16 protein-coding genes are annotated in these 12,264 nt (G+C 64.7%); 14 read left to right on the top strand and 2 right to left on the bottom strand.

Going from position 1 to position 12,264, the window contains the following annotated elements:
* The first annotated feature begins 10 nt into the window (after positions 1-10).
* From hisB to NX784_RS26825, 14 genes are all read left to right on the top strand, one after another.
* The gene (gene hisB, locus NX784_RS26890) at positions 11-601 is read left to right on the top strand and encodes an imidazoleglycerol-phosphate dehydratase HisB (protein ID WP_258819742.1); all 591 of its coding nucleotides are present in this window, start codon (positions 11-13) and stop codon (positions 599-601) included.
* Between the two features lie 16 nt (positions 602-617).
* A complete protein-coding gene (gene hisH, locus NX784_RS26885; RefSeq protein WP_258819741.1) occupies positions 618-1,256 on the top strand; it encodes an imidazole glycerol phosphate synthase subunit HisH in 639 nt (212 codons plus the stop codon).
* Between the two features lie 42 nt (positions 1,257-1,298).
* Positions 1,299-2,075, top strand: coding sequence for a 1-(5-phosphoribosyl)-5-[(5-phosphoribosylamino)methylideneamino]imidazole-4-carboxamide isomerase (gene hisA / locus NX784_RS26880; protein ID WP_166861944.1), 777 nt, complete (start codon positions 1,299-1,301; stop codon positions 2,073-2,075).
* A gap of 70 nt (positions 2,076-2,145) precedes the next feature.
* Positions 2,146-2,907, top strand: a complete 762-nt coding sequence (gene hisF / locus NX784_RS26875; protein ID WP_258819740.1) for an imidazole glycerol phosphate synthase subunit HisF — start codon at positions 2,146-2,148, stop codon at positions 2,905-2,907.
* 42 nt (positions 2,908-2,949) lie between these two features.
* A complete protein-coding gene (gene hisI / locus NX784_RS26870; RefSeq protein ID WP_166862018.1) occupies positions 2,950-3,357 on the top strand; it encodes a phosphoribosyl-AMP cyclohydrolase in 408 nt (135 codons plus the stop codon).
* Positions 3,357-3,698: a phosphoribosyl-ATP diphosphatase gene (locus tag NX784_RS26865; RefSeq protein WP_091664832.1), complete on the top strand. Its 342-nt coding sequence runs from the start codon at positions 3,357-3,359 to the stop codon at positions 3,696-3,698. The genes hisI and NX784_RS26865 overlap by 1 nt, the downstream gene beginning before the upstream one ends.
* Before the next feature lie 16 nt (positions 3,699-3,714).
* Positions 3,715-4,089 (top strand): histidine triad nucleotide-binding protein, encoded by a 375-nt coding sequence (locus NX784_RS26860; protein ID WP_258819739.1) that lies wholly within the window; start codon positions 3,715-3,717, stop codon positions 4,087-4,089.
* Between the two features lie 218 nt (positions 4,090-4,307).
* Positions 4,308-4,547: a Sec-independent protein translocase subunit TatA gene (tatA, locus tag NX784_RS26855; protein ID WP_258819738.1), complete on the top strand. Its 240-nt coding sequence runs from the start codon at positions 4,308-4,310 to the stop codon at positions 4,545-4,547.
* A gap of 19 nt (positions 4,548-4,566) precedes the next feature.
* Entirely contained in the window at positions 4,567-5,073 is a 507-nt protein-coding gene (gene tatB / locus NX784_RS26850) for a Sec-independent protein translocase protein TatB (protein WP_258819737.1), read from the top strand.
* Between the two features lie 36 nt (positions 5,074-5,109).
* Positions 5,110-5,865: a twin-arginine translocase subunit TatC gene (gene tatC, locus NX784_RS26845; RefSeq protein ID WP_258819736.1), complete on the top strand. Its 756-nt coding sequence runs from the start codon at positions 5,110-5,112 to the stop codon at positions 5,863-5,865.
* A gap of 176 nt (positions 5,866-6,041) precedes the next feature.
* Positions 6,042-6,386: an ArsR/SmtB family transcription factor gene (locus NX784_RS26840; RefSeq protein ID WP_258819735.1), complete on the top strand. Its 345-nt coding sequence runs from the start codon at positions 6,042-6,044 to the stop codon at positions 6,384-6,386.
* Entirely contained in the window at positions 6,376-6,879 is a 504-nt protein-coding gene (locus tag NX784_RS26835; RefSeq protein ID WP_258819734.1) for an SRPBCC family protein, read from the top strand. The genes NX784_RS26840 and NX784_RS26835 overlap by 11 nt, the downstream gene beginning before the upstream one ends.
* A gap of 222 nt (positions 6,880-7,101) precedes the next feature.
* Complete coding sequence (locus NX784_RS26830) at positions 7,102-7,674, top strand: PEP-CTERM sorting domain-containing protein (RefSeq protein WP_258819733.1); 573 nt, start codon at positions 7,102-7,104, stop codon at positions 7,672-7,674.
* A gap of 162 nt (positions 7,675-7,836) precedes the next feature.
* Entirely contained in the window at positions 7,837-8,103 is a 267-nt protein-coding gene (locus tag NX784_RS26825; protein WP_258819732.1) for a hypothetical protein, read from the top strand.
* Between the two features lie 65 nt (positions 8,104-8,168).
* On the opposite strand, the gene NX784_RS26820 is transcribed toward NX784_RS26825, so the two are convergent.
* Both NX784_RS26820 and NX784_RS26815 read right to left on the bottom strand, forming a co-directional pair.
* On the bottom strand, positions 8,169-10,256 hold the full coding sequence (locus NX784_RS26820) for a gluconolaconase (protein WP_258819731.1): 2,088 nt from the start codon (positions 10,254-10,256) through the stop codon (positions 8,169-8,171).
* A 3-nt stretch (positions 10,257-10,259) separates the two neighbouring features.
* Entirely contained in the window at positions 10,260-12,146 is a 1,887-nt protein-coding gene (locus tag NX784_RS26815; RefSeq protein ID WP_258819730.1) for a DUF885 domain-containing protein, read from the bottom strand.
* Between the last annotated feature and the right edge of the window lie 118 nt (positions 12,147-12,264).

The following is a 12,264-nucleotide window of genomic DNA, read 5'->3' as shown; positions in this document are numbered from 1 at the left end:
GCACCTAGCAATGACCCGCACCGCAGAAATCACGCGCAACACGAGCGAGACGCAGATTCGCGTCGCGATCAACCTGGACGGCACCGGCCGCCAGAAACTCAATACCGGGGTGCCGTTCCTCGACCACATGCTGGACCAGATCGCCCGCCACGGCCTGATCGACCTGGAAGTCGAGGCCGTCGGTGACCTGCACATCGACGACCACCACACCGTCGAGGACACCGGCATCACGCTGGGCATGGCGGTGGCCAAGGCCATCGGCGACAAGAAGGGCATCCGCCGCTACGGCCATGCCTACGTCCCGCTGGACGAGGCGCTGTCGCGCGTCGTCATCGATTTTTCCGGCCGTCCTGGCCTGGAATGGCATGTGCCGTTCACGCGCGCGACGATCGGCCGCTTCGACGTCGACCTGACCATCGAGTTCTTCCGCGGCTTCGTCAACCACGCCGGCGTGACGCTGCACGTGGATAACCTGCGCGGTGTGAACGCCCACCACCAGTGCGAGACCGTGTTCAAGGCATTCGGCCGCGCGCTGCGCATGGCGTCCGAGCTGGATGCGCGCGCCGCGGGTACGATCCCGTCGACCAAGGGCAGCCTGTAACGCGACGGAAGAAAGAATGACGAACAAGATTGTTGTGATCGATGGCGTGGGCAACCTGCGCTCGGTGGCGCAGGCACTGCGCGCCGTGGCGCCGGAGGCCGACGTGCGAATTTCGAACGACCCGGCCGTGATCGACGCGGCCCACCGCGTCGTGCTGCCGGGCCAGGGCGCGATGCGCGACTGCATGCAGAGCCTGCGCGAGTCCGGCGCCGAGGAAGCGCTGCTGCGCGCGACCAGGACGCGTCCCGTGATGGGCGTGTGCGTGGGCGAGCAGATGCTGTTCGAGATGAGCGAAGAGGGCAATGCGCCTGGCCTGGGCCTGTTGCCCGGCAAGGTGGTGCGCTTCCAGCTCGACGGCAAGCTGCAGGCCGACGGCTCGCGCTTCAAGGTGCCGCAGATGGGCTGGAACCGCGTGCGCCAGTCGCGCGCGCACCCGCTGTGGAACGGCGTGGCCGACAACAGCTATTTCTATTTCGTGCACAGCTATTTCGCGGTGCCCGAGAATGCCGAGCACACGATCGGGGAAACCGACTACGGCGCGCCGTACTGCTGTGCCGTCGCGAAGGACAACATCGTCGCGACCCAGTTCCACCCCGAGAAGAGCGCGACCGCTGGCTTGCAACTGTACAAGAACTTCGTTCACTGGAACCCGTAATTTCCGCCGTCAATCCGGCCATTAACCTAATCGATACCGACCATGCTGCTGATCCCCGCCATCGACCTGAAAGACGGTCACTGCGTTCGCCTGAAACAAGGCGATATGGACCTCGCCACCGTGTTTTCCGAAGATCCCGCCGAGATGGCGCTGCACTGGCTGAAGAAGGGTGCGCGTCGCCTGCACCTGGTCGATCTGAACGGCGCGTTCGCGGGCAAACCGAAGAACGAAGAGGCGATTAAGTCGATCCTGCGCGTCGTGCAGGACTACGCCACCGAGAATGAGCTGGACGAGATCCCCGTCCAGCTGGGCGGTGGCATCCGCGACCTCGACACCATCGAGCGCTACCTGGACGACGGCATCACCTACATCATCGTCGGCACCGCGGCCGTGAAGAACCCTGGGTTCCTGCACGACGCCTGCGGCGCCTTCCCGGGTTCAATCATCGTCGGCCTGGACGCCAAGGACGGCAAGGTCGCGACGGACGGCTGGAGCAAGATGTCCGGCCACGAAGTCATCGACCTCGCGCAGAAATTCGAAGGCTACGGCGTCGAATCGATCGTCTACACCGACATCGGCCGCGACGGCATGATGGGCGGCGTGAACATCGAAGCGACCGTGCGCCTCGCGCAGGCCGTGCGCATCCCGATCATCGCCTCCGGCGGCCTGCACAACCTGGCCGACGTGGAAGCGCTGTGCGCCGTGCAGGACGAGGGCATCGAAGGCGTGATCTGCGGCCGCTCGATCTACGAAGGCACGCTCGACCTGGCCAGCGCGCAGGAACGCGCGGACGAACTGACCGAGGGCGCGCAGGCCTAATCCTTCGCCCGCGCCCACGCCGCCGTCACCGCTCGCGCCGTGGCGGCGGCCGAATATCGCAAAGACTCATATGCTCACAAAACGCATCATCCCCTGCCTGGACGTCACCGGCGGCCGCGTCGTCAAGGGCGTCAACTTCACCGAGCTGCGCGACGCCGGCGACCCGGTCGAGATCGCACGCCGCTACAACGAGCAGGGTGCCGACGAAATCACCTTCCTCGACATCACCGCGTCTTCCGACGGGCGCGACCTGATCCTGCCGATCATCGAAGCGGTGGCATCGACCGTGTTCATCCCGCTGACCGTGGGTGGCGGCGTGCGCAAGGTCGAGGACGTGCGCCGTCTGCTGAACGCCGGCGCCGACAAGGTGTCGATGAACACGTCGGCCGTGACCAACCCGCAGCTCGTGTACGACGCCTCGCAGAAGCACGGCTCGCAATGCATCGTCGTCGCCATCGACGCGAAGCAGGTCGCACCCGGCAAATGGGAAGTCTTCACCCACGGCGGCCGCAACGCGACGGGCATCGATGCCGTCGAATGGGCGCGCAAGATGGAAAGCCTGGGCGCCGGCGAACTGCTCTTGACCAGCATGGACCGCGACGGCACCAAGTCCGGCTTCGACCTGGGCCTCACGCGTGCCGTGTCGGACGCCGTCGGCATCTCCGTGATCGCCTCCGGCGGCGTGGGCGGCCTGCAGGACCTGGCCGACGGCGTGCTGGAAGGCCATGCCGACGCCGTGCTGGCCGCGAGCATCTTCCACTACGGGCAGCACACGGTCGGCGAGGCGAAGCGCTTCATGGCCGAACGCGGCATCCCGATGCGCCTCGACTGATTGATGGAACCGACGACCATGGTGACCCCGACCACCCCTCCGATGATCCCTGCCCAGCCCTGGCTCAAGAAAATCCAGTGGGACGAGCACGGCCTCGTGCCGGTGATCGCCCAGGAAGCCGGTTCCGGCGACATCCTGATGTTCGCGTGGATGAACCGCGAAGCCCTGGCGAAAACCGTGGAACTGGGCGAGGCCGTGTACTGGAGCCGCTCGCGCAAGAAGCTGTGGCACAAGGGCGAAGAGTCCGGCCACGTGCAGAAAGTGCTGGAAATCCGCCTCGACTGCGATGAAGACGTCGTTCTGCTGAAGGTCGAGCAGGCCGGCGGCATCGCCTGTCACACGGGCCGCCATTCCTGCTTCTTCCAGAAGTTCGGCGACGGCGACTGGCACAGCGTCGAACCCGTCCTGCAGGACCCGGACACGATTTATACCAACCCGAAGAAGAAATAATGAGCACGCAACTGGAACGCCTCGCGGCGGTGATCGAATCGCGCAAGCCGGCCAACGGTGGCGACCCCGCCGCGTCGTACGTGGCCAAGCTGTTCGCCAAGGGCGACGACGCCATCCTGAAAAAGATCGGCGAGGAAGCCGTCGAGACGGTGATGGCCGCCAAGGACGTGCGCGCCGGCGCGGATGCCTCGAAGCTGCTGTACGAAACGGCCGACCTGTGGTTCCATTCGATCGTCCTGCTGGCGCAGTTCGGCCTCACGCCGCAGCAGGTGCTGGACGAACTGGCACGGCGCGAAGGCATTTCCGGCATCGAAGAAAAAGCGTCGCGCCCCAAAGACTGAGACCTGGAGAGTCGACATGGATAACTGCATCTTCTGCAAGATCGCCGCCAAGCAGATCCCGGCCAGCGTGGTCTACGAGGACGACGAGCTGCTCGCGTTCAAGGACATCAACCCGGCCGCGCCCGTCCACCTGCTCGTGATTCCGAAGCAGCACGTGGACACGCTGTCCGATTGCACGGACGACCACGCGGATATCCTCGGCAAGATGCTGGCGCTTGCGCCGAAGCTGGCGGCCGAACACGGCATCGCCGTGAAGACCGGCCCGGACGGCAAGCGCAGCGGCGGTTACAAGACGCTGTTCAATGTCGGGCCGGACGGCGGGCAGGAGGTGTATCACCTGCACCTGCACGTGTATGGCGGGCCGCGTCCGTGGCGTGGTCTAGGCACGTAACCCTGCAGGGTGGACGGCTCTGCCGTCCACGCGTTCAACTAGAGCTTGCGTTGCTACGGCCGGGTGATTTGAACGCGTGGACGGGGAACCCGTCCACCCTACCGCAGAATAGACAGGCTTTTTGCCCAAAGGAAAAAGGGCGTTCTCGTCCTGCATGGCTTATACTGGCGTAGCTTTAGCTTACGCTGATCGGGTTAGCGCCCGGCAAGGAGAATACAATGGGTTCGATGAGTATCTGGCACTGGCTGATCGTGCTGGTCGTGGTGGTGGTCGTGTTCGGTACGGGCAAGCTGCGCAATGCCGGCTCGGACCTGGGCAAGGCCGTCAAGGGTTTCAAGGATGGCATGAAGGGCGAGGAAGACAAGGTCCCGGGCAGCCAGTCCACCGTGCAGCCGCCGCAGCAGGTGGCCGACAAGTCGACCATCGACGTCGACGCGCGCGAAAAGACCCGTCACTAAGCCCCGCCGCTGACCCCGCATGATCGACCTCGGTCTTACCAAACTCGCCATCATCGGCGCGGTGGCGCTGGTCGTGATTGGCCCCGAGAAATTGCCTAAGGTGGCGCGCATGGCCGGTACGCTATACGGCCGCGCCCAGCGCTACCTGCACGAGGTGAAATCCGAGGTCTCGCGCGAGATCGAGATGGAAGAATTGCGCAATCTGCACAAGGACATCCAGGACAGCGCGCAAAGCTTCAAGTCGGAAGTCGAGACGTTCAAGTCCGAGGTCGAGAACACGGTGTCGGCGCACATGAACGAGGTCGAGTCCGCATGGCGCGGCGACACGGCCGTGATGCCCTCGACGGCCTCCACGGACGACATCGAGCGCAAGGCGCGCGACTTCCGCCGCAAGAAACTGGCGAAGACGTCGAGCATGCCGGCGTGGTACAAGAACCGCCAGGGCACGCGCCAGCACGTACTGTCCGGCGCCGCGCGCGTGCGCAAGTTCCGTCCCGGCGCCACTTCCAACACCAAATTTTTCTGATGATGGTCGCCCCCGGGCGCCACACCCTTGCGCCACATGACTGAAGAAACCGCGGGCGAAGAAACCTTCATCTCCCACCTGGTCGAGCTGCGCGACCGCCTGATCAAGGCGACGTACGGCATCGCCCTCGCGTGCATCGTGCTGCTTCTGTGGCCGGGCCCGGCGCGCATCTACGATTTCCTCGCCGCCCCGATGCTGGCCGCGCTGCCGGCCGGCTCCAAGATGATCGCCACGGGCGTCGTCTCGCCTTTCCTCGTGCCGATGAAGATCACCCTGCTGATCGCCTTCATCGTCGCGCTGCCGTGGGTGTTCTACCAGGTCTGGGCGTTCGTCGCGCCCGGGCTGTACGCGCACGAAAAACGGCTCGTGCTGCCGCTCGTGATCTCGTCGTCGGTCCTGTTCATCGCGGGTGTGGCGTTCTGCTATTTCTTCGTGTTCGGCCGCGTGTTCCACTTCATCGGCAACTTCTCGCCGAACTCCATCGCCGTGATGCCGGACATCGAGAACTACCTCGATTTCGTGATGTCGATGTGTCTCGCATTCGGCGCCACGTTCGAGGTGCCGGTGGTCGTCGTGATCCTCGTGCGGATGGGCATCGTCAGCGTCGAGAAGCTGCGCTCGATCCGCCCGTACGCCATCGTCGGCGCGTTCGTGATCGCCGCCGTCGTCACGCCGCCGGACGCCGTCAGCCAGCTGGCGCTGGCCATTCCGATGTGCCTGCTGTTCGAGCTGGGCCTCATCATGGCGCCGATCTTCGTGCGCGTGTCGCAGGCGCCGGAAGAGCACGCTTGATTTGTGCGGCGGTCCGGCTGGGCTGCCTGTTCCCGATACGGCCTGCCGGCTTTTCGCCGCGCTGCCGTTTTTCAGTAAGACATTCATAGCTTCCGGACCGGAGTGCAACCGGCAGGGCTGATTTCTTTTGTCGAAAATTGTTGCGTTTCATTGTTTTCGCGACTATAGTTAGCCACATGGATAACTATCGAGTTGCGCTGGACGCGATCTTCCACGCTTTGTCGGACCCGACGCGCAGGGCTGTCGTGCGTCGGCTTGGCGCCGGCCCGGCGACCGTCAGTGATTTGTCTGCACCTTTCGACATGGCACTGCCGTCGTTCATGAAGCACCTGCGGGTCCTGGAAGAGACCGGCCTGGTCACCAGCAGCAAGAGCGGTCGGGTGCGGACTTGCACGCTCGAGCGCGACAAGCTCGCGGCGGCCGAGCGCTGGTTCGAGGAGCAGCGCGCGCTCTGGAGCAGCCGATACGAAAACCTGGACAAACTTTTGGATCAACTGCAAGGAGATGAGAATGGCAGCTAAGCTTCAGTTCGATTTTGTGGCCGACAAGGAAAACAGTACGCTCACGGTCAAGCGGGAATTTGCTGGACCGCGCCAGCTGGTATGGGATTGCCATACGCAAAGCGCTTTGCTCGACCGCTGGTTCGCCCCCAAACCGCTGACCACCAAGACCAAGCATATGGAATTCAAGGAAGGCGGCTACTGGCACTACGCCATGGTCACGCCCGATGGCCAGGCCTACTGGAGCCGCGTCGATTACCAGGCCATCCATCCGATCGATGGTTATGTGACGCTGGATGGTTTCACCGATGAAACCGGCGTCGTCAATCCCGACATGCCGCGTTCACGCTGGGACGTGACCTTTACAGACCTGAATGATCACACACTGGTCACCACAGTCGTGCACTACAACTCGCCGGAAGACGTGCAAAAGGTCATCGACATGGGCATGAAAGAGGGCATGGCCTCCACCCTCGAGCGCCTGGATGAGTTGTTGTTGAAGTTGAGCATGTAAAACAGACGGGCCGACGGGCGGGCCTGAGCAACTCGCATGTACTGCAAGTTACCTTGCGCGCTTATCGCTCGGCCACCAGAAGGTGCGAAACGCTGTCGGAAAACTTTACAGGCAACAGGATGCTCGCCAGCGCATCGTCTCTAACTTGTTGATCGGAAGCAGAAGTTGTTTCTAGGCATGAAACATGCTTATAGGAAATAACAATTTCCTAAAAGGGCTATCATGTCGAAACTGAACAAAGTTATCTGCGCGTTTGCAATCTTCGCCGGCCTGAGTGGCACCGCCATGGCAGCGGTGATCACCCAGTCCGCTGGCCCGGTCAATTACGATTCGTGGAGCGGTTGGCACAACGATAAACTCATGGGTCTGTTGCTCACGCCGAATACCACCCACATCGATTCCCTGTCCGGTTCGTCGACGACCTATGATCAAGGCTGGGGCGGTAACGATTTCTACGGCAATCGCCTGTACGTCACACTCATGGATAACGGTCAGAGCCTGTGGAGCGACTTCTTCGCCGGCGGCGCCCGCGGTGCAACGTTCCAGAATTATTCGGTCTCGAACGTCAAGCTCGCTTCCCTGAATGATGTGTTGGCGAGTATCAACTGGTCGTCGGCCCCGGCCGTGGAAATGGAAGTGCGCTCGTCCACGATCGGCTATCCGGGCTGGGCACTGCACTCGCGAGGCGCAACGTTGAAGATGACGTCGGAAGTGCCGGAGCCGGCATCGCTTGCGATCATCGGCATGGGCCTCCTGGGCCTGACGGCAGCGCGCCGTAAGACGGCGACGAAGTAACGCGGCTGCCGTCGTCAAAAGGCCGCGGATTCGCGGCCTTTTAACAGCGGGGCGCCCGGGATTCAGTGCGCGTGTCCGAACACGTCGCCGAAATGCGCACCCTCGGTCAGTCTGGTCATAGTATTCGAGTCCATGCACGACAATCGGACTCGAGCGGGAAAAATGCTGCTCGATGACGCCGTTTTCATGCAGTGTCCGAGCGATCCGAATACATGCGTCGACAAAGTAAGCGGCAATGTCGCTTCCAACGCGCATGCACCGATCGAAGTCGGCGTCCTCATCTTCATCCGAGTACCAAAGCCCTCGTGCCTTCAAAAGCTCTTCCAGCATTTCACAGCACCCCGTCTCGGCCGCTGCTTTCAGCATAGCACCGCGCTCGGCTGGAAAAGTCATGCATTGTCACAACCTGCAGGACGCGGACGGATTTGAGGCGGTAACGGGGCGCCACGCGCCACATCCGCCATCGACAGGCATCCTCGTGGTTGAGCCAGGTCTTAGTCGACCGTAATGGCCAGGTCCCGGCCCTCGAGCGCCACCTGCCCCGCAAAGTCGGCGGCGTAGATACGCAGCAGATAATCTCCAGGCGCCAGCCCATCCACGCGCCACGTCCCCGGCAGCGCCACGCCATCCTTCAGCGTGTTGTTGACGGCATAGGCAAACACCGTGGACTTGCTGCCGTAGACCGTGATGCCGCTGCGCTCCGCGTACAGCAGCTTCGCCGCCTCGCGCTCGCGCGGCAGGCGGTCGTAGACCTGCGTGACGCGCGGCGCCTCGAATCCCGCGACCGGGCTGCCGTCCGCATGCAGCAGCTGGTAGCCCACCTTGTACAGGCCGAGGCGCCGCCGCGCCAGGTTGCCGTCGATCTGGTCGTAGCCGGCGGCGACGATGGTGACGCCGCCCAGCGTGCGCGCCACGTGCACGCGCCGGCCCTTCTTGCCCGGCAGGCGATTGCCGTCCGCGTCGTACAGGGCGATGCTCTCGATACGTGGCGGCACCGTGTCGCGCAGTCCGACGAGCGGCAGCGTCAACGGATTGACGGCCGCGCCGCCGGGGTAGTACTCCATGTGCACGTGCGCCATCGGATTGATCGTGCCCAGCGCGTCGCCGACGTCGAAACGGGTGCCGCGCCGCACGCGCACGCGTTCCGGCTTGCCGTTCGCGCCGCGCAGCAGCTGGAAGCGCGGGTCGAGTGCCTTGCCGGCTGCGTCGCGGCCCACGCGCACGTGGATGTACGCGAGCGGGCCGATGCTCATGCCTTCGCCCAACTCGCCGAACGCCCAGTTCGGATACGGGTCGCTGACGGTCGCGGGCAGGATCGCGAGCACGCGCGCGCCCACGTCGGCGCGGATGTCCAGGCCCGCGTGGAAGTGGTCGCGGTTCTCGCCGTCGTAGCTGCCGCGCACCTCGCCCATCACGCCGACCACTTCGTGCGGCTCCTGCTGCGGGGCCACGGGCCACGGCAGGGATGTCATCGTCGGCAACGCCGGTGGCATGTCGGGCAGGGCCGGCGTACCGGGGCGGGACGGCGCCAGTGCGAACAGCCGCAGCGCGCGGCCATCCGTCGCCACGAGCGTGCCGTCGCGCCGCACCGCGATGCCGCGCGGCGCGTACAGTTGCACGCTGCCGTCGCTCGCAAAGCTCGCGCCCGCGGGACGGTCGGCGTCCGGCAGCGCGTGATACTGCCCGCCTGGGTCGAACTGGAGGATGCGTCCACCCGCGCCGCTCGCATACACATAGCCGTCGTGCGTCAGCGCCAGCGCGACGGGGCGGTGCAGCAGCGGACGCCGTTCGTACTCGGGCGGGCGCGCGAACGTCGTCACGGCACCGGTCTTGTCGATGCGCCGGATCGCGTCGTTGCCGGTGTCGGCGACGAACAGCACGCCGTGCTTGTCGACGGCGATGCCGCTCGGCGTGTCGAATGCGGCCGCGCTGCCCGTGCCGTCGATGAGCTGAAGCGTGCCGCTGCCGGCCACCGTCGTCACTGCACCGTCCTTGCCGATGCGGCGGATGCGGTCGTTGTACGTGTCGGCGACGTAGACGATGCCCGCATGGTCGACGGCCACGCCGACCGGCCCGTCGAAGCGCGCAGTGCGGCCGATGGCATCGACGTAGCCGGCATCGCCGCCGCCCGCCAGCGTGGACACGGCGCCGTCAGGGGCCACTTTGCGGATCGCGTTGTTGCGGGTGTCGGCGACGTAGAGATTGCCGAGGCGGTCGATGGCCAGCGCCGATGGTGTGTCGAATGCCGCCGTGGCACCGAGGCCGTCCGCGAATCCCGCATGGCCGCCGGCGAAGGTCGTCATGCCGCCGTCAAGCCCGATGCGGCGAATGCAGCTGCAATCGCCGCCGTCCGCCACGAACACGTTGCCGTGCGCATCGACGACGGTCCCGAACGGATCGCCGAAGCGGCCCGCGAGCGGCGTTACGCGCGCGCGCCACGCGGCCTGCGTCGGCGCCTCGGCTGGCAGCCAGAAGGCGCGGCCCGGCGTCGCGTTCTGGCGCGCGTTGAAGACATACAGCGCGGCGCCGCCGGCCAATACGGCGATGCCCGCGAACGCCGCGACGATCGTCGTGCGTTTCACGTGTTACTGCATCAGCTGGCCGATGATCTTCACCGGCGCGTTCCCGTAGCTCAGGAACTGGTCGTGGAACTGCTTCAGGTCGAAGCGGTCGCCCAGCTGCTGCTTGCGGCGTTCGCGCAATTCCATGATGTCGCTGTAGCCGCTGAAATAGCTGGAGAGCTGCACGGACGACAGCTGCGCGCGCCGCCACTTGTCGGCCGCTTCCTGCGGGGTCTGGAACGCCTGGCGCACGAGGAGGTCCAGCGCCTGCTCGCGCGTCATGCCCAGCACGTGCACGCTGTAGTCGAGGATCGTGTTGGAGACGCTGCGCAGGTTCCACTTGCACCACATGAGCCACAGCTCCGGCGCGTTGTCGCCGTAGCCCGAGTCCAGCATCATGCGCTCGCCGTACACGGCCCAACCCTCGACCATCGCGCCGTTGCCGAACAACGCTTTCACCAGCGACGGCGAGCGGTTCGCGTTCATCAGCTGCGTGTAGTGGCCGGGGATCGCCTCGTGGATGTTCAGGATTTGCAGCATCCAGTTGTTGTACTCGCGCAGGCTGCTTTCGGCCTGTTCGGGCGTGAGGCCGTCCAGCGGCGTCACGTTGTAATAGGTTTTATCCTTCGGCCGGTACGGCCCCGGCGCGTCGATGCTGGCACCCGCCACGCCGCGCTGGTACAACGGCGTCTCGCGCACGACGAGCGGCTTGCTCGGGTCGATCGTCACGAGGTTGTGCGACACGACCCAGTCCTGCAGTTGCGGAATCTGGCGGCGGATCTCGGGCAGGAAGTTCGCGGGCGTCGTGTGCTGCAGCGAGAGCTTGTCGATCACCATGCCGATCTTTTTATACCGGTCGGCCGGCTTCGCGGTGCCGGCGCCCATCGTCTTGTCCCACAGCTGGTCGGCGAGGCCGTCCATGCGGGTCAAGAGTTCGTCGCGCGCGGCCAGGGCCTTCCGGTACGTTTGCTCGCCCGTGCTGGACGACTGGATATCGAAGCCGAATTTTTGTTCGTACAAGTCCTTCCCGATGCGGAACGAGCGGGCGCGCTGCATCTGCGTTTGCGACTTGTCGAGGTCCGTCAGGAAGTCGACCCAGCCCAGCACCGCGGTGCCGGCGTTCGCGATGCGCACCGCGAAGATCGCCTTTTCCTGCGTCGACAGGATCGATTCCTGCGCTGCCTTGCCGAGGTCCGCCAGCACGACGAGCGTACCCGGTGCCTGCTGGATCGCGAGCTGCGTGTGTTCGTGCGTCGGGTTGACGAGGGACGCTTGCGCGGCCTGGTAGTAGGCCGGCACGTCGGCCAGGCGCTTCAGGATCGTGCGCAGGCGCTGCGCCTTCGCGGCGTATTCCGTATTCAGGATCAGGTCGAGCGGCTGCGCCACGTTGTACTCGGCGGGGTTCCACTCGAACTCGCGGAACGTCGTCAACTGCCACCGTTCGTATTTCAGCTTGTTCAGCAGGACGGCGAGGTCGGTGCGCTGGTTCGGCGACAGCTTGTCGGCGTTCAGCTTGCCGAATTTGTCGAGCCATTCGTCGATGAAGGCGAGCTTCTTCGCGCGCGAGGCGGCGTCGGGGATCGTCAGCTTGGCGGCCGCGTCGAACTTGCCGACGCTGATGCCGTCTTCCGGATCGATGCGCCACAGCGCGGTGAGGAATTGCATGGACAGCGAGTCCATGAAGCGGTCGTTGCGGTTCTGCGGCGTGCTCGAGGCGACGGGCGCGGCGGCTTTTTGCACCGGCTTCTCGGTGGCCTTGTCCGCGGTCTTGGTCTTGCCTTTGCTTTTCGACGCAGACGTGTGTGCCTTGGTGCTGGCGGCGGCCTTGTGGTGCGGCCTGGGTCGCGCACTCGCCGGCGCCAGCGCGACGCTGGTCAGCAGGACGGCCAGCGCGATTTTCGATTTCATCATGTTCTATCTGCCTGGGTGAATGAAGGGCCAGATGGGGGGCGCCAGATTAGCATCATTCGGGCTGCTTGCGGGCTTTTGAAACAATACGTCACGAACGTTCCGGCGACGCGAACCGCCG

Source organism: Massilia pinisoli (genome assembly GCF_024753285.1).
Taxonomy (GTDB): Bacteria; Pseudomonadota; Gammaproteobacteria; order Burkholderiales; family Burkholderiaceae_D; genus Telluria; species Telluria pinisoli.
This window is presented reverse-complemented; position numbering and strand designations above follow the sequence as displayed.

What these genes read in the sequence shown, in the direction of transcription:
- tatB (WP_258819737.1), top strand. Translation starts at nt 4,567, where the DNA reads ATGATCGACCTCGGTCTTACCAAACTCGCCATCATCGGCGCGGTGGCG.
- NX784_RS26865 (WP_091664832.1), top strand. Translation starts at nt 3,357, where the DNA reads ATGAGCACGCAACTGGAACGCCTCGCGGCGGTGATCGAATCGCGCAAG.
- NX784_RS26825 (WP_258819732.1), top strand. Translation starts at nt 7,837, where the DNA reads ATGCTGCTCGATGACGCCGTTTTCATGCAGTGTCCGAGCGATCCGAAT.
- tatC (WP_258819736.1), top strand. Translation starts at nt 5,110, where the DNA reads ATGACTGAAGAAACCGCGGGCGAAGAAACCTTCATCTCCCACCTGGTC.
- hisB (WP_258819742.1), top strand. Translation starts at nt 11, where the DNA reads ATGACCCGCACCGCAGAAATCACGCGCAACACGAGCGAGACGCAGATT.
- hisH (WP_258819741.1), top strand. Translation starts at nt 618, where the DNA reads ATGACGAACAAGATTGTTGTGATCGATGGCGTGGGCAACCTGCGCTCG.
- NX784_RS26830 (WP_258819733.1), top strand. Translation starts at nt 7,102, where the DNA reads ATGTCGAAACTGAACAAAGTTATCTGCGCGTTTGCAATCTTCGCCGGC.
- tatA (WP_258819738.1), top strand. Translation starts at nt 4,308, where the DNA reads ATGGGTTCGATGAGTATCTGGCACTGGCTGATCGTGCTGGTCGTGGTG.
- NX784_RS26860 (WP_258819739.1), top strand. Translation starts at nt 3,715, where the DNA reads ATGGATAACTGCATCTTCTGCAAGATCGCCGCCAAGCAGATCCCGGCC.
- hisI (WP_166862018.1), top strand. Translation starts at nt 2,950, where the DNA reads ATGATCCCTGCCCAGCCCTGGCTCAAGAAAATCCAGTGGGACGAGCAC.
- hisA (WP_166861944.1), top strand. Translation starts at nt 1,299, where the DNA reads ATGCTGCTGATCCCCGCCATCGACCTGAAAGACGGTCACTGCGTTCGC.
- NX784_RS26815 (WP_258819730.1), bottom strand. Translation starts at nt 12,146, where the DNA reads ATGATGAAATCGAAAATCGCGCTGGCCGTCCTGCTGACCAGCGTCGCG.
- NX784_RS26840 (WP_258819735.1), top strand. Translation starts at nt 6,042, where the DNA reads ATGGATAACTATCGAGTTGCGCTGGACGCGATCTTCCACGCTTTGTCG.
- NX784_RS26835 (WP_258819734.1), top strand. Translation starts at nt 6,376, where the DNA reads ATGGCAGCTAAGCTTCAGTTCGATTTTGTGGCCGACAAGGAAAACAGT.
- hisF (WP_258819740.1), top strand. Translation starts at nt 2,146, where the DNA reads ATGCTCACAAAACGCATCATCCCCTGCCTGGACGTCACCGGCGGCCGC.